The following is a 14,425-nucleotide window of genomic DNA, read 5'->3' on the forward strand; positions in this document are numbered from 1 at the left end:
GGCACAGCCTCGTCTTCCCGGCTGATATCGTTCGCCCCGTCATGGCTGGTGACCAAACCCCCCGTCCAGCCGGCGAACCGGACGACATTCCGTCCGGCGCCGGTCAGGGTTGGACCGCGCTCAGCTACCTCATCGGAGGCATGCTCGTGTGGGGTTTCATCGGTTGGCTTGTTGACCAGTGGCTCGACACCGGCGGCGTCGCCACCGGGATCGGCGTCGTGCTCGGTATGGCCGGGGGCATCATCCTGGTCGTCCGCCGACTCGGCACGCCTACTTAGGAAGGGACGCGGTGTTCGGACAGGCGAACGTTCTGGCAGCGGGCCAGGCGGGATTCCCACCCACGGTGGACGACTTCTACCTGCCCAGCATCCTGCCCTGGGGTGTGGAGAACTCGTACTGGTTCACCAAGATCACGGCGATGGTCTGGATCGCGGTCGGCGTCCTGATCATCTTCTTCTTGGCGACCTACCGGAACCCGCAGTTGGTGCCGACCAAGAAGCAGTGGTTCGCCGAGTCGATCTACGGCTTCGTGCGCAACAACATCGCGGTCGACATGATCGGGCACGCGGGTGTGCGGTTCGCCCCCTACTTCACGACGCTCTTCTGCTTCGTGCTGCTGACGAACGCGTTCGCGATCATCCCGTTCTTCCAGATCTCGCCGAACTCGCACATCGCCTTCCCGGCGATCCTCGCGATCATCAGCTACGTGCTGTTCAACTACATCGGCATCAAGAAGCACGGCTTCGTCAAATACTTCAAGAACTCGTTGATCCCGCCGGCACCCTGGTACATCCTGCCGCTGCTGATCCCGATCGAGCTCTTCTCCACCTTCATCGTCCGGCCGTTCTCGCTCGCGGTTCGTCTCTTCGCGAACATGTTCGCCGGTCACATGCTCCTGCTGGTCTTCACGCTCGGCGGCTTCGCGATGCTGAGCGCCAATGCCTGGCTGGCTCCGGTCTCGGTGCTCTCCTGGGTGATGACCATCGCGCTCACCTTCCTCGAGTTCCTGGTGATCTGCCTGCAGGCATACGTCTTCACCGTCCTCACCGCCAGCTACGTGCAGGGCGCGCTCGCCGAAGAGCACTGATCCACCGCACCAACCGTTGTCGTCCCGCGTGAGAGTCACGCGTGATAACCAGGAGGAACCACACCAATGGACGCTAGCGTTCTCGCCGCGGTAGAGGGCAGCACCGCCGCCATCGGCTACGGCCTCGCGGCCATCGGCCCGGGCATCGGCGTTGGCCTGGTCTTCGCCGCCTACATCCAGTCGACCGCCCGCCAGCCGGAGTCGTCGCGGATGACCCTGCCGTACGTCTGGATCGGCTTCGCCGTCATCGAGGCGCTGGCGCTGCTGGGCATCGCCTTCGGCTTCATCTGGGCCGGCTGATCCCGCCCCTAGACCGGGAGGTAACCATGTACTTCCTCGCCGCTGAGGGTGGTGAGTCCGCCCACAACCCGATCATCCCGCTCTGGCAGGAGATCGTGGTCGGTTCGGTGGCCTTCGCCGTGCTCTGCTTCGTGCTGATGAAGTTCGTCTTCCCGCGCATGGAGCAGACGTTCCAGGCTCGGGTCGACGCGATCGAGGGCGGCATCAAGCGCGCCGAGGCCGCCCAGGCCGAGGCGAACCAGCTGCTCGAGCAGTACCGTGCCCAGCTCGCTGAGGCCCGGACCGACGCCGCCAAGATCCGTGACGACGCGCGGGCCGACGCCGAGGGCATCCGGCAGGACATCCTCGCCAAGGCGCGGGAAGAGTCCGACCGGGTCATCCAGGCGGGCAAGGACGCGCTCGCCGCCGAGCGGGCCACCATCGTGCGCGAGCTGCGCGCGGAGGTCGGCACGATCGCGGTGGACCTGGCCAGCAAGATCGTTGGCGAGTCGCTGGCCGACGAGGCGCGGCGCAAGGGCACCGTCGACCGGTTCCTGAGCGGTCTCGAGAGCACGGGGGCCCGCTGATGCAGGCCGCCAGCCGGGAGTCGTACAAGGTCGCGGCCGAGCGCCTCGACGCGTACGTCCGCGGCGCGGAGCCGTCGGCGGTGGCCTCCACCGCCGACGCCATCCTCTCCGTGGCGACCCTGCTGCGGCGCGAGCCGCGGCTGCGCCGGGCGCTCTCCGAGCCGGCCCGGTCCGGCGAGGACCGCGGCGCTCTGCTCGGCGACATGCTGGGCGGGCGGATCGGCGCCGACGCGCTCGACCTGCTCGTGTCGCTGGTCGCCGGCCGGTGGTCGGCACCGTCGGAGTTGCTCGACGGCGCCGAGCGGCTGGGCGTGGAGGCGCTGCTGGCCAGCGCCGACAAGGCCGGCGAGCTGGGCGAGGTCGAGGACGAGCTGTTCCGCTTCGGTCAGGTCGTGGCCGGTCAGTCGGCGCTGAGCAACGCGCTCGCCGACCCGGTCGCCCCGGTCGAGCAGCGGGCCACCCTGGCCCGCGAGCTGCTCGCCGACAAGGCCCGTCCGGTCACCGTCCGCCTGGTCGAGGTCGCCCTCGGCGGGTACGGGGGGCGCTCCTTCACCGGTGCGCTCACCCGGCTGGTGGAGCTCGCCGCCGAGCGAACTGACCGGCAGGTGGCGTACGTGACCGTCGCGGCCCCGTTGAGTGACGAGGACGAGCGCCGGCTGGGTGCGAGCCTCAGCGCGATATACGGTCGAGAGGTCTCCGTCAAGCAGACGGTGGACCCCCACGTCCTGGGTGGCGTGAGCGTGCGGGTCGGCTCCGACCTGTACGACGGCACCATCCTGCGCCGCCTCAACGAGACCCGCAACGCGCTCGCGAAGCGCTGATCGGCTTCGCCGCCCCGCGGCTGAGCGGCTTCGCCGCCCAGCGTCGGGGTGGCTGAACCGCGCAGCGCCCGGAATGACAGACGCCATTCGGACCGGTCGGTACTAGGTATCCCGGGCCCCTGAATTTTAAGGAAGCAGAGGATGGCCGAGCTGACCATCTCGACGGAGGAGATCCGCGGCGCCCTGGAGCGCTACGTCTCTTCCTACTCGTCCGACGTCTCCCGCGAGGAGGTCGGCACCGTCGCCGACACCGGTGACGGTATCGCCCACGTCGAGGGCCTGCCCTCGACCATGACCAACGAGCTCCTGGAGTTCGAGGACGGCACGCTCGGCGTGGCGTTGAACCTCGACGTCCGGGAGATCGGCGTCGTCGTTCTCGGTGACTCCGCCAAGCTGGAGGAAGGGCAGCGCGTCAAGCGCACCGAGCGGGTTCTCTCCGTTCCGGTCGGCGACGCCTTCCTCGGCCGCGTGGTCAACGCGCTGGGCGACCCGATCGACGGGCTCGGCGACATCGCCAACGAGGGCTTCCGCGAGCTGGAGCTGCAGGCTCCGAACGTGATGTCCCGGCAGTCCGTCGACGAGCCGCTGCAGACCGGCATCAAGGCCATCGACGCGATGACCCCGATCGGTCGGGGTCAGCGGCAGCTGATCATCGGTGACCGGAAGACCGGTAAGACCACGGTCGCTCTGGACGCGATCCTCAACCAGCGGGACAACTGGCGTACCGGCGACCCGAAGAAGCAGGTTCGCTGCATCTACGTCGCCATCGGCCAGAAGGCCTCCACGATCGCCTCCATCAAGGGGCAGCTCGAGGAGGCGGGCGCGATGGAATACACCACCATCGTCGCCTCGCCGGCCTCCGACCCGGCTGGCTTCAAGTACCTCGCCCCGTACACCGGCTCGTCCATCGGGCAGCACTGGATGTACGGCGGCAAGCACGTTCTGATCGTCTTCGACGACCTGAGCAAGCAGGCCGAGGCGTACCGCGCCGTGTCGCTGCTGCTGCGTCGCCCGCCGGGCCGTGAGGCGTACCCGGGTGACGTCTTCTACCTGCACTCCCGCCTGCTGGAGCGTTGCGCGAAGCTCTCCGACGAGCTGGGTGGCGGCTCGATGACCGGTCTGCCGATCATCGAGACGAAGGCCAACGACATCTCGGCCTTCATCCCGACCAACGTCATCTCGATCACCGACGGCCAGATCTTCCTGGAGACCGACCTGTTCAACCAGGGCGTCCGTCCGGCGATCAACGTCGGTACCTCGGTCTCCCGGGTCGGTGGCGCCGCGCAGGTGAAGCCGATGAAGAAGGTCGCCGGTTCGCTGCGGCTCAACCTCGCCCAGTACCGCGAGCTGGAGGCGTTCGCCGCCTTCGCCTCCGACCTGGACCGGGCCTCCCGGGCCCAGCTGGACCGCGGTTCGCGCCTGGTCGAGCTGCTCAAGCAGCCGAACTACTCGCCGTTCCCGGTGCAGGAGCAGGTCGTCTCGGTCTGGGCCGGCACCGAGGGCAAGCTGGACGACATCCCGGTGGGTGAGGTTCGGCGCTTCGAGTCGGAGTTCCTCCAGTACCTGCGGCACAAGCACCAGGGTGTGCTGGCCGGCATCGCCGACAACCAGTGGAACGATGACATCATCGGCTCGCTGGACAGCGCGATCGCCGAGTTCAAGCAGGTCTTCCTCGGCAAGGAGGACGAGCGCAAGGTCAACGACGCGCCGGCCGCGCCGCTGGAGGGTGACGAGAACCGCGAGACGGTGACCCGCTTCCGCGACGGCGCGACCGACCGCCCGGCCGAGAGCTGATCCCATGGCGGCCCAGGTACGCGTTCTTCGTCAACGGATCCGCTCGGCGAAGTCGATGAAGAAGATCACCAAGGCGATGGAGCTCGTGGCGACGAGCCGGATCGCCAAGGCTCAGGCCCGGGTGCAGGCGTCCCTGCCGTACGCCCAGGCCATCACCGGCGTGCTCACGGCGCTGGCGTCCAACGCGCGGATCGACCACCCGTTGCTCACCCCGCGTGAGCGGGTGCGGCGGGCGGGCGTCCTGTTGGTCACCAGCGACCGTGGCCTGGCCGGCGGTTACAGCTCCAACGCGATCAGGATGGCGGAGTCGCTGATCGCGCGGCTCAAGGCGGACGGCAAGGAGCCGGTGCTCTACGTCATCGGGCGTAAGGGCGTCGGGTTTTACCGGTTCCGCGAGCGGCCGATCGAGGCGAACTGGACCGGGTTCAGCGAGCAGCCGTCGTTCGAGGACGCCCGTACCGTTGGTGAGACGCTGATCAAGGCGTTCACGGCCGGTGCGGACGACGTCGACGGCGGCGCCGGAGCGGACGGGGTGCTCGGCGTCGACGAGTTGCACATCGTCTACACCGAGTTCCACTCGCTCATGACGCAGAACCCGGTCACCAAGGTCATCGGTCCGATGCAGGTGGAGGACCGGCCGCGCTCCGAGGGGTTGCTGCCGGCGTACGAGTTCGAGCCGGAGGCGGAGGCGCTGCTCGACGCGCTCCTGCCGAGGTACATCAACACGCGGATCTACGCGGCGTTGATCGAGTCGGCGGCGAGTGAGTCGGCGGCACGGCGGCGGGCGATGAAGAGCGCCACCGACAACGCCGAAGAGATGATCGAGAAGTACACGCGCGAGATGAACTCGGCTCGCCAGGCCGGGATCACCCAGGAGATCAGCGAGATCGTCGGCGGCGCCAACGCGCTGGCCGCGTCGGGAAGTGAAGTGTGATGACTGCACCAGTAGAGACCAAGACGGCCACGGGTCGCGTGGTCCGGGTCATCGGCCCGGTCGTCGACGCCGAATTCCCGCGCGACGCCATGCCGGCCCTGTTCAACGCCTTGAACGTGAAGGTGAACCTGTCCGGCGGTGAGAAGACGCTGACCCTGGAGGTCGCCCAGCACCTGGGTGACAACCTGGTCCGTGCCATCTCGATGCAGCCGACCGACGGTCTGGTCCGTGGCGCCGAGGTGCGCGACCGCGGCGAGCCGATCACGGTGCCGGTGGGCGACGCGGTCAAGGGCAAGGTGTTCAACGCGATCGGCGAGGTGCTCAACCTCACCGAGGGCGAGACGTTCGAGGCCGACGACCGGTGGGGCATCCACCGCAAGGCCCCGGCCTTCGCGGACCTGGAGCCGAAGACCGAGATGCTGGAGACCGGCATCAAGGTCATCGACCTGCTCGCCCCGTACGTCAAGGGCGGCAAGATCGGCCTGTTCGGCGGCGCGGGCGTGGGCAAGACGGTGCTCATCCAGGAGATGATCACCCGGGTTGCCCGCAACTTCGGTGGTACCTCGGTGTTCGCCGGCGTGGGTGAGCGCACCCGTGAGGGCAACGACCTCATCGCCGAAATGACCGAGTCCGGCGTCATCGACAAGACCGCGCTGGTCTACGGCCAGATGGACGAGCCGCCGGGCACCCGGCTGCGGGTGGCGCTCTCCGCGCTGACCATGGCCGAGTACTTCCGGGACGTGAAGAAGCAGGAGGTGCTGCTCTTCATCGACAACATCTTCCGCTTCACGCAGGCCGGTTCGGAGGTGTCCACGCTGCTCGGCCGTATGCCGAGCGCCGTGGGTTACCAGCCGACCCTGGCCGACGAGATGGGCGAGCTCCAGGAGCGGATCACCTCCGTCCGGGGTCAGGCCATCACCTCCATGCAGGCGATCTACGTGCCGGCGGACGACTACACCGACCCCGCCCCGGCCACCACGTTCGCCCACCTGGACGCGACCACCAACCTGGAGCGGTCGATCTCCGACAAGGGCATCTACCCGGCAGTGGACCCGCTGGCGTCCTCGTCCCGGATCCTCGCCCCGGAGTTCGTCGGCAACGAGCACTTCCAGGTGGCCACCGAGGTGAAGCGGATCCTGCAGCGCTACCGCGACCTCCAGGACATCATCGCCATCCTCGGCATCGAGGAGCTCTCCGAGGAAGACAAGATCACCGTGGCTCGCGCCCGGCGGATCGAGCGCTTCCTCTCGCAGAACACCTACGCGGCGGAGCAGTTCACCGGCGTGCCGGGCTCGACGGTCCCGATCAAGGAGACCATCGAGGCGTTCCGCAAGATCAGCGAGGGTGAGTACGATCACTTCCCCGAGCAGGCGTTCTTCATGTGCGGCGGTCTCGAGGACCTGGAGCGCAAGGCTGAGGAGCTGATGAAGGGCTGACAAGCCCCGTCAAACCCGTAACAAAAAGACTGCCCCGGCAATGCCGGGGCAGTCTTTTGTTCATGTTCGCGCCTTACCATCGTCGCGGTCCGTTACTCGTGGTCGTCACTTCCGAGGCTCCCGAGATACGGTTCGTTCCGCGCGCTCACCTGAACGAGCGTTGATCTTTGCAACCTTTCGGCGACGTGCGCCCGTCTTCCTCGTCGTGGGCGTAACGAACGGAGATGCTCGTGGGTAAGGCCGGCAAGAGTGGCCGCAAGCCGTCCATCTGGCGGGGTGTGCCGCGGTGGGCCAGGATCTGCACGGTGTTCGGCACCGTGCTGACCGTGCTCAGCGGCGCCGTGCTGGTCGGCACCGAGGTGCTCATGGCCCGTTACGAGGGGGCTGTCGGCAAGGCCGACCTGTTCGGCGACCAGGCGGCGGGCGCTCAGGCGAAGAAGAGCGAGATCAAGGGTCCACTCAACATCCTGCTCGTCGGCATCGACCCGCGTACGCCGACGGCCGCGCCACTGGCCGACTCGATCATGGTGCTGCACGTGCCGGCCTCGATGGACCGGGCCTACCTGTTCTCGCTGCCACGTGACCTCTACGTGGACATCCCGCCGTTCAAGAAGGCCGACTTCCCGGGCGAGACCACGAAGATCAACGCGGCTATGTCGTTCGGCAGCAAGGTGCCGGGGGCCAACCCCGACGCGGCACGGGGCTTCGAGCTGCTGGCCACCACAGTGCAGAAGGTGACCGGCATCAAGCGTTTCGACGCTGGGGCGATCATCAACTTCACCGGCTTCCAGAAGATCGTCGACGCCATGGGTGGTGTCGACATGTACATCGAGCGGGACGTGAAGTCCGAGCACAAGCAGCCGGACGGCAAGCCGCGGCCGGGCAACCCTCGCGGGGAGGGCTACATCGGCCCGCAGGCGCTCTACAAGAAGGGCAACCAGCATCTGAGTGGGTGGCAGGCGTTGGACTACGTCCGGCAGCGCTACCCGAAGAACGGCGTCCCGGATTCCGACTATGGCCGGCAGCGCCACCAGCAGCAGTTCGTCAAGGCCATGGTCGGCCAGGCGTTCAGCGCCGACGTGGTGTCCAACCCCATCAAGCTGGACAAGGTGCTCCGCGCCGCCGGCCAGTCACTGATCTTCAACGGTCGGGGTAACAGCGTGGTCGACTTCGGGCTCGCCCTGAAGGACATCCGCCCGAACACGATTGAGATGATCAAGCTCCCCGGTGGTGGCGTCTTCGAGGGTAAGAGGTACCTGGGAGAGCAGTTCCAGGCGGGGGTCCCGGACTTCTTCACCGCCCTGCACAACGAGCAACTCGACCCGTTCCTGCTCGAGCACCCGGAATTCGTGAACAAGGCCAAGTAGTCGGGCCGGCGTTGTCCCCACCCGCGTTGGGCGCGCCGCATCGTCAGGCTAGACTTTCGGCAATCCGTAGCCGCAGCAAGGAGACAGCGTGGCACAGCAGCTTCACGTCGAGCTCGTCGCCGTCGAGGAGAAGGTCTGGTCCGGTGACGCCGAGATGGTCGTCGCCCGGACGACCGAGGGCGAGCTCGGTGTCCTGCCGGGGCACGCGCCGCTGCTCGGCCAGCTCGCCGAGCCCGGCCAGGTACGCATCAAGCTCGCCGGCGGCGAGCAGGTCGCCTACGAGGTGGCCGGCGGCTTCCTCTCGGTGAGCGCCGACGGTGTCACCGTGCTGGCCGAGAGCGCAACCCCGGTCTCCGCGCAGAGCCGCTGAGCCACACCGGGGATGGAGATCGTCGAAGGATTCGGAATCGGCGTTGTCGTCATCCTCGGCGCGCTTCTGATCCTCTTCGTCCGGCGAGCTCTCGTCACCCGTAGCGGTGGCATCATCCGGCTCAGCGTCCGGGTCTCCACCATGCTCGACGGCCGTGGCTGGTCGCCCGGCTTCGGCCGGTTCGCCGGTGACGAGCTGCGCTGGTACCGAATGTTCAGCTTCGCGATCCGGCCCAAGCGGGTGCTCTCCCGAAAGGGCCTGGCGGTGGAGCGCCGCCGGTTGCCCGAAGGTCAGGAACGGTTCTCCATGCCGGCCGACTGGGTGATCCTCCGCTGTACCAGTCACCACGCACCGGTGGAGATCGCCATGGCGCGATCGACCGTGACCGGTTTTCTGTCTTGGCTCGAGGCCGCCCCTCCGGGGGCGGTCTCGCCGCGTATGGCCTCCCAGGACTGGCCGGCTGCCTGAGGCTCGCCTTTGGTTGCTCTTCTGGGTTTCCGGGGGAGCCCGCCCGGCTCCGGGCGGTAAGGCTTGATCCCTGCGCCGGGCGGGCTCCCCCGGAGACCCGTCGTTGCCGCTGTCCGTCGGTCCGGCGTGGGCTCTTGTCACCTGCCGTTACCGATGCAGCCGAGTCCCGCCCCCTCAGCGGTCCGGGGTGGGTTGATCGACTCGGTTTTCTTGATGTCGGGGTGTCCTGCTGGTCGGGATGCCCCGACATCAAGAAACCGGAGTTGACCAAGGCAGTGGTGGGCCTGGCCTGAGGGATCGGCCGGGCCGGTGAGTCGGCCGGGGGTTGAGGAGTCAGGCCGGGCCGGTGAGTCGGACGGGGGTTGAGGAGTCAGGCGGGCCGGTGAGTCGGCTATGGCGACGCGTGGTGGCGGGCAGAGTGGGAATCCACAGCTCGACGTGGTGCGGAGCGCCGTCGGTCAGCGCTTGCCGCCCGGCACCCATAGCACATCTCCTGCCGGATTTGCCGTTCTTGACAGGATAAAGAGCAGATCGGAGAGCCGGTTGAGATACTTTGCCGGGAGCGTGCTGGTTCGTTCCGGATCGTGGCTGACCAGCGCCCACGCCGCCCGCTCAGCACGCCGGGCGACGGTCCGCGCCACGTGCAGCAGTGCCGCGCCCGCGGTGCCGCCGGGGAGGATGAAGGAGTCGAGCTTGCTCAGGCGTGCGTTGTACTCGTCGCACCAGCCCTCCAGGCGCTCGACGTACTCCTCGGTCACCCGCAGCGGCGGGTACTTCGGCTCCGGCTCTACCGGGGTGGACAGGTCGGCGCCGACGTCGAACAGGTCGTTCTGCACCGACCCCAGCACGCCGCGAAGCTCCTCGTCGAGGTTTCCCAGCGCGACCGCGACGCCGATCGCCGCGTTGCACTCGTCGACATCCGCGTACGCGGCGATCCGCGGATCGGTCTTCGGCACCTGCTCGTTGTTGCTCAGCCTGGTCATGCCGGCGTCGCCGGCCTTGGTGTAGATGCGCGTGAGGTGGACGGCCATGACGCACAGCCTACGGATTCCCGACCTGACGATCCCGGCGCGGCCGGACAGCGCCGCCGGTTGGCCGGTGGTGGTGGGCCCCGGCGACGCTGGCGATCCGGCGTTGAACGATGTCGACGTCATTCGGGTGCACGGTGACGCCCGCCTGGTCGGCACCGTGCACGTGGTCGGTGCCAAGAACTCGGCGTTGAAGCTGATGGCCGCCGCGCTGCTCGCACCCGGCCGCAGCGTGATCACCAACGTTCCCCGGATCACCGATATCGCGATCATGGGCGAGGTGCTGCGCCGGCTGGGCTGCGACGTCCAGTTCGACGCGGACGACCCGGTCGACCCGATGGTCGCTCGCGGTGGGGTGGCCCGGTCCCGGTCGGTGACGATCGACGTACCCGAGCAGCCGGGTGTGGACGCCGACTACGACCTGGTCCGACGGTTGCGGGCCTCGATCTGCGTGCTCGGCCCGCTGCTGGCCCGCCGGGGGTACGTGCGGGTTGCCCATCCTGGCGGCGACGCGATCGGGTCGCGGGGGTTGGACATGCACATCTCCGGGCTGACCCGGATGGGCGCGGAGATCTCCGGTGAGCACGGGTTCGTCATCGCCTCCGCCCCGCACGGCCTGCGCGGCGCGGACATCGTGTTGGACTTCCCCAGCGTCGGTGCGACCGAGAATCTGGTGATGGCGGCGGTGCTGGCCCAGGGCACCACGATGATCGACAACGCGGCTCGGGAGCCGGAGATCGTCGACATCTGCACGATGCTCAATCAGATGGGCGCGCGTATCGCCGGAGCGGGGACGTCCACGTTGCGGATCACCGGGGTGCCCGGTCTGCGCCCGGTGCGGCACGCCACGGTGGGGGACCGGATCGTCGCCGGCACCTGGGCGTTCGGCGCGGCGATGACCCGGGGCGACGTGACGGTGACCGGGCTGGACCCGGCCTTCCTGGAGGTCGCGCTGGACAAGGTGGTGGCCGCCGGCGGCCTGGTGGAGACCCGGGGGGACGGCTTCCGGGTCCGGATGGACGAGCGGCCCCGGGCGGTGGACGTGGTGACGCTGCCGTACCCCGGCTTCGCCACCGATCTGCTGCCGATGGCGATCGGGTTGGCCGCCGTCAGCGACGGCGCTTCTCTGATCACCGAGAACATCTTCGACGGCCGGTTCATGTTCGCCAACGAGATGATGCGGCTCGGCGCGGACATCAAGACCGACGGGCATCACGCGGTGGTCCGGGGCCGGGAGCGGCTCTCCGGCGCCCCGGTACGGGCCACCGACATCCGTGCCGGTGCGGGGCTGATCATCGCCGGGCTCTGCGCGGAGGGGGTCACCGAGGTCTCCCACGTGCACCACGTCGACCGGGGCTACCCGGATTTCGTGGCCGACCTGCGCGCGCTCGGGGTGGCGGTCGAGCGGGGGACGACGCCGGAGGAGCCCTCGCTGGAGATCTGACGCCGAGGGCGGCCGGGGGCCGCCACTTAGCCATCGTTCAGGCTCGCCGACTAGGGTGCAGGCAGGCACTCAATCGCAGCGAGGGAGAAGTAGATGGCGGGTCGACTCGCGGTCGTCGGGGCCGGGTTGATGGGTTCCGGCATCGCCCAGGTGGCGGCGCAGGCGGGCTGGCAGGTGACGCTGCGCGATCTGGACGACGCGGCCACCACCCGGGGGCTCGGTGGCATCCGGAAGTCGCTGGAGAAGTTCGCCGAGAAGGGTCGGATCGAGGCGTCCGAGGTCGAGGCGACGCTGGCCCGGATCACCCCGACCACCGATCTGGAGGCGGCGGCGGACGCGGACATCGTGGTCGAGGCGGTCTTCGAGCGGCTGGAGATCAAGCACGAGGTGTTCCGCGCCCTGGACAAGATCTGCAAGTCGGACGCGGTGCTGGCCACCAACACCTCGGCCATTCCGGTCACCCAGATCGCCGCGGTGACCGAACGGCCCGAGGCGGTCGTCGGCACCCACTTCTTCTCGCCGGTGCCGATGATGCAGCTCTGCGAGCTGGTTCGCGGTTACAAGACCAGCGACGCCACCCTGGACACGGCGCGCGCCTTCGCCGAGGAGATCGGCAAGACGGTCGTGGTGGTGAACCGGGACATCGCCGGCTTCGTCACGACTCGGCTGATCTCCGCCCTGGTGATGGAGGCGGTCAAACTGGTCGAGTCCGGGGTGGTGTCCGCGGAGGACCTGGACACCGCCTGCCGCCTGGGCTTCGGGCACGCGATGGGCCCGCTGGCCACCACCGACCTGACCGGCGTGGACGTGCTGCTGCACGCCTCGAAGAACATCTACACCGACACGGCCGACGAGAAGTTCTTCCCGCCGGAGCTGCTCCAGCGGATGGTCACCGCCGGCGACCTGGGCCGCAAGACCGGCAAGGGTTTCTACACCTACTGAGAGTAGGGCCGACCGGGGCGGGCACCCGCCCCGGTCGGCCGCTCAGCCGTCGCGCTTGGTGGTCCAGCGGAACGTGGTCAGGCAGAGCAGCACACCGATCACGCACCAGAGGGCCAGCACCACCGCCACCCGGCCCAGCTCGAACGAGCCGCCCGGCTCCTGCGCGCCGAAGCTCTCTGGCAGGAACACCGACCGCAACCCCTGGCACATCCACTTGAGCGGGAACAGCGCCGCCACCTGCTGCATCCAGGTGGGCAGGTCGGTGAAGACGAAGAACACCCCGGAGATGAACTGAAGGATCAGGGCGACCGGGGTGACCACCGCCGAGCCGCTGCGGGCGGTGCGGGCCAGCGACGAGATCGCGATGCCGCACAGGGTGCACGCGGTCACCCCGAGCACGGCGACCCAGCCGAAGGTGAGCCACTTCGCGGCGGTGCCCGGCAGGTCGAGGTCGAACAGCGCCACCGCGACGGCCAGCAGCAGTGCCGTCTCGGCGATGCCGATCGCCACCACCATGATCACTTTGCCGGCGAACCAGACCCACTTCGGCATCGGCGTGCCCCGGTAACGCTTGAGCACGCCCCGGTCCCGTTCGATCGGGATCCAGATGCCGAGGTTCTGGAAGCTCACCGTCATCAGGCCGGTCGCGATCATGCCGGTGATGAAGTACTGGGTGAACTTGACCCCGCCGCCGATCGTGCCGTCGAAGATCGACGCGAAGATCAGGATCATGATGATGGGGAAACCCATCGTGAAGACCACCGACTCCCGGCTGCGCAGGAACTGGGTGATCTCCAGCCGGCCCTGACGCAGGGCGAGCGCGGCGGCACCCGGCCGTCGGCTGCGGGTCGCGGCGACCGGCGCCGCCGGCTTCGTCGTGGTCGTCATCGCGCGTGTCCGATCATGGTGAGGTAGACGTCCTCCAGGGTCGGCCGGGTCACCGTGAGCCCGGGGACCTCGCCGCCGTAGCGCGCGGCGAGGTCGGCCACGAAGGCCGTCGGCGTCGCGCTCTGGGCGCTCTCAAGGGTCCCTTCCGGGGTACGCCAGGAGATAGTCGCGAGGGCCTCCTGGCGATTGCCCAGCCGGTTGGGCGCGGCGACCTCGACCAGCCGGCCGCCGGCGATCACGCCGACCCGGTCGGCGAGGGCCTCGGCCTCGTCCAGGTAGTGCGTGGTGAGCACGATGGTGGTGCCGGCCGCGGCGAGGTCGCGGATCAGCTCCCAGAACTCGCGGCGGGCCTCCGGGTCGAAGCCGGTGGTCGGCTCGTCGAGGAACAGCAACTCGGGGCGGCCGATGATGCCCAGGGCCACGTCCAGGCGGCGCTTCTGCCCACCGGAGAGCGTGTGCGTACGGGCCTTCGCCTTGTCGGCCAGCCCGACCCGTTCGATCACCTTGGCCGGGTCGTCGGCGTCCGGGTAGAAGCCGGAGAAGTGCCGGATCACCTCGGCCACGGTCAGCTCGTCGAACTCGCCGGTGCCCTGGAGCACGATGCCGACCCGGGAACGCCACTCGGCGTTCGGATTGGCCGGGTCCGCGCCGAGCACGGAGACCTCGCCGGCATCCCGGCGGCGGTAGCCCTCCAGGATCTCCACCGTGGTGGTCTTGCCGGCGCCGTTCGGGCCCAGCAGCGCGAACACCTCGCCACGGCGGACGTCCAGATCCACGCCCGCCACCGCCACGTTGTCGCCGTACGCCTTGCGCAGCCCTCGGACGGAGATGGCCAGCTCGTCATCCATGCCGTCCAGTGTGCGTCCTGACCCGGCCCGGCGGGTGCCCGGGGTGTGGCGGTCCGCGCCACCGCGGGCGCTTGGCACCCGGACGTCCCCGACATGGACCTGTGTGGTTTTCCACAGCACCTTTTACTGAAC

16 protein-coding genes are annotated in these 14,425 nt (G+C 68.6%); 13 read left to right on the forward strand and 3 right to left on the reverse strand.

Annotated elements, in window-relative coordinates:
- Positions 1-41 precede the first annotated feature (41 nt).
- The 11 genes from ACIBF8_RS17600 (at position 42) to ACIBF8_RS17650 (ending at position 9,143) form a co-directional block, all read left to right on the forward strand.
- Positions 42-278 carry an AtpZ/AtpI family protein gene (locus ACIBF8_RS17600; RefSeq protein ID WP_030488045.1) on the forward strand — a complete coding sequence of 79 codons (237 nt, stop codon included), beginning with the start codon at positions 42-44 and terminating at the stop codon, positions 276-278.
- 11 nt (positions 279-289) lie between these two features.
- Positions 290-1,087 (forward strand): F0F1 ATP synthase subunit A, encoded by a 798-nt coding sequence (gene atpB / locus ACIBF8_RS17605; RefSeq protein ID WP_396784105.1) that lies wholly within the window; start codon positions 290-292, stop codon positions 1,085-1,087.
- 66 nt (positions 1,088-1,153) lie between these two features.
- Complete coding sequence (locus ACIBF8_RS17610) at positions 1,154-1,387, forward strand: ATP synthase F0 subunit C (protein WP_030488047.1); 234 nt, start codon at positions 1,154-1,156, stop codon at positions 1,385-1,387.
- Between the two features lie 26 nt (positions 1,388-1,413).
- Positions 1,414-1,953 (forward strand): F0F1 ATP synthase subunit B, encoded by a 540-nt coding sequence (locus ACIBF8_RS17615; RefSeq protein WP_130404094.1) that lies wholly within the window; start codon positions 1,414-1,416, stop codon positions 1,951-1,953.
- Positions 1,953-2,774 carry a F0F1 ATP synthase subunit delta gene (locus ACIBF8_RS17620; RefSeq protein ID WP_396784107.1) on the forward strand — a complete coding sequence of 274 codons (822 nt, stop codon included), beginning with the start codon at positions 1,953-1,955 and terminating at the stop codon, positions 2,772-2,774. The genes ACIBF8_RS17615 and ACIBF8_RS17620 overlap by 1 nt, the downstream gene beginning before the upstream one ends.
- A 141-nt stretch (positions 2,775-2,915) precedes the next feature.
- The gene (atpA, locus tag ACIBF8_RS17625; protein ID WP_396784109.1) at positions 2,916-4,568 is read left to right on the forward strand and encodes a F0F1 ATP synthase subunit alpha; all 1,653 of its coding nucleotides are present in this window, start codon (positions 2,916-2,918) and stop codon (positions 4,566-4,568) included.
- Between the two features lie 4 nt (positions 4,569-4,572).
- On the forward strand, positions 4,573-5,502 hold the full coding sequence (locus ACIBF8_RS17630) for a F0F1 ATP synthase subunit gamma (RefSeq protein ID WP_210785814.1): 930 nt from the start codon (positions 4,573-4,575) through the stop codon (positions 5,500-5,502).
- Positions 5,502-6,938, forward strand: a complete 1,437-nt coding sequence (atpD, locus tag ACIBF8_RS17635; protein WP_350858522.1) for a F0F1 ATP synthase subunit beta — start codon at positions 5,502-5,504, stop codon at positions 6,936-6,938. Before ACIBF8_RS17630 ends, atpD begins: the two co-directional genes overlap by 1 nt.
- Before the next feature lie 224 nt (positions 6,939-7,162).
- The gene (locus tag ACIBF8_RS17640; protein WP_396784111.1) at positions 7,163-8,305 is read left to right on the forward strand and encodes an LCP family protein; all 1,143 of its coding nucleotides are present in this window, start codon (positions 7,163-7,165) and stop codon (positions 8,303-8,305) included.
- An 88-nt stretch (positions 8,306-8,393) separates the two neighbouring features.
- Complete coding sequence (locus tag ACIBF8_RS17645) at positions 8,394-8,675, forward strand: F0F1 ATP synthase subunit epsilon (RefSeq protein ID WP_030333186.1); 282 nt, start codon at positions 8,394-8,396, stop codon at positions 8,673-8,675.
- Between the two features lie 12 nt (positions 8,676-8,687).
- Positions 8,688-9,143 carry a DUF2550 domain-containing protein gene (locus ACIBF8_RS17650; RefSeq protein ID WP_124857610.1) on the forward strand — a complete coding sequence of 152 codons (456 nt, stop codon included), beginning with the start codon at positions 8,688-8,690 and terminating at the stop codon, positions 9,141-9,143.
- A 458-nt stretch (positions 9,144-9,601) separates the two neighbouring features.
- On the opposite strand, the gene ACIBF8_RS17655 is transcribed toward ACIBF8_RS17650, so the two are convergent.
- Positions 9,602-10,174, reverse strand: coding sequence for a cob(I)yrinic acid a,c-diamide adenosyltransferase (locus ACIBF8_RS17655; RefSeq protein ID WP_396784113.1), 573 nt, complete (start codon positions 10,172-10,174; stop codon positions 9,602-9,604).
- On the opposite strand from ACIBF8_RS17655, the gene murA reads away from it, so the two are divergent.
- Both murA and ACIBF8_RS17665 read left to right on the forward strand, forming a co-directional pair.
- Positions 10,173-11,615, forward strand: a complete 1,443-nt coding sequence (gene murA / locus ACIBF8_RS17660; protein ID WP_396784115.1) for a UDP-N-acetylglucosamine 1-carboxyvinyltransferase — start codon at positions 10,173-10,175, stop codon at positions 11,613-11,615. The two genes, ACIBF8_RS17655 and murA, sit on opposite strands and share 2 nt — an antisense overlap.
- A 93-nt stretch (positions 11,616-11,708) precedes the next feature.
- Complete coding sequence (locus ACIBF8_RS17665) at positions 11,709-12,557, forward strand: 3-hydroxyacyl-CoA dehydrogenase family protein (protein ID WP_088987891.1); 849 nt, start codon at positions 11,709-11,711, stop codon at positions 12,555-12,557.
- Between the two features lie 42 nt (positions 12,558-12,599).
- Here ACIBF8_RS17665 and ACIBF8_RS17670 read toward each other — a convergent pair whose 3' ends face one another.
- On the reverse strand, positions 12,600-13,445 hold the full coding sequence (locus ACIBF8_RS17670) for an ABC transporter permease (RefSeq protein WP_396784117.1): 846 nt from the start codon (positions 13,443-13,445) through the stop codon (positions 12,600-12,602).
- Positions 13,442-14,293 carry an ABC transporter ATP-binding protein gene (locus tag ACIBF8_RS17675; protein ID WP_396784119.1) on the reverse strand — a complete coding sequence of 284 codons (852 nt, stop codon included), beginning with the start codon at positions 14,291-14,293 and terminating at the stop codon, positions 13,442-13,444. The genes ACIBF8_RS17670 and ACIBF8_RS17675 overlap by 4 nt, the downstream gene beginning before the upstream one ends.
- Positions 14,294-14,425: the final 132 nt, after the last annotated feature.

The sequence above is a fragment of the Micromonospora sp. NPDC050276 genome, from assembly GCF_044459545.1.
Classification (GTDB): Bacteria; Actinomycetota; Actinomycetes; order Mycobacteriales; family Micromonosporaceae; genus Micromonospora.

Coding starts and splice junctions, on each gene's coding strand:
- ACIBF8_RS17620 (WP_396784107.1), top strand. CDS start 1,953: ATGCAGGCCGCCAGCCGGGAGTCGTACAAGGTCGCGGCCGAGCGCCTC.
- ACIBF8_RS17640 (WP_396784111.1), top strand. CDS start 7,163: ATGCTCGTGGGTAAGGCCGGCAAGAGTGGCCGCAAGCCGTCCATCTGG.
- ACIBF8_RS17650 (WP_124857610.1), top strand. CDS start 8,688: ATGGAGATCGTCGAAGGATTCGGAATCGGCGTTGTCGTCATCCTCGGC.
- murA (WP_396784115.1), top strand. CDS start 10,173: ATGACGCACAGCCTACGGATTCCCGACCTGACGATCCCGGCGCGGCCG.
- ACIBF8_RS17655 (WP_396784113.1), bottom strand. CDS start 10,174: ATGGCCGTCCACCTCACGCGCATCTACACCAAGGCCGGCGACGCCGGC.
- ACIBF8_RS17630 (WP_210785814.1), top strand. CDS start 4,573: ATGGCGGCCCAGGTACGCGTTCTTCGTCAACGGATCCGCTCGGCGAAG.
- ACIBF8_RS17665 (WP_088987891.1), top strand. CDS start 11,709: ATGGCGGGTCGACTCGCGGTCGTCGGGGCCGGGTTGATGGGTTCCGGC.
- ACIBF8_RS17675 (WP_396784119.1), bottom strand. CDS start 14,293: ATGGATGACGAGCTGGCCATCTCCGTCCGAGGGCTGCGCAAGGCGTAC.
- atpA (WP_396784109.1), top strand. CDS start 2,916: ATGGCCGAGCTGACCATCTCGACGGAGGAGATCCGCGGCGCCCTGGAG.
- ACIBF8_RS17615 (WP_130404094.1), top strand. CDS start 1,414: ATGTACTTCCTCGCCGCTGAGGGTGGTGAGTCCGCCCACAACCCGATC.
- ACIBF8_RS17610 (WP_030488047.1), top strand. CDS start 1,154: ATGGACGCTAGCGTTCTCGCCGCGGTAGAGGGCAGCACCGCCGCCATC.
- ACIBF8_RS17670 (WP_396784117.1), bottom strand. CDS start 13,445: ATGACGACCACGACGAAGCCGGCGGCGCCGGTCGCCGCGACCCGCAGC.
- ACIBF8_RS17600 (WP_030488045.1), top strand. CDS start 42: ATGGCTGGTGACCAAACCCCCCGTCCAGCCGGCGAACCGGACGACATT.
- atpD (WP_350858522.1), top strand. CDS start 5,502: ATGACTGCACCAGTAGAGACCAAGACGGCCACGGGTCGCGTGGTCCGG.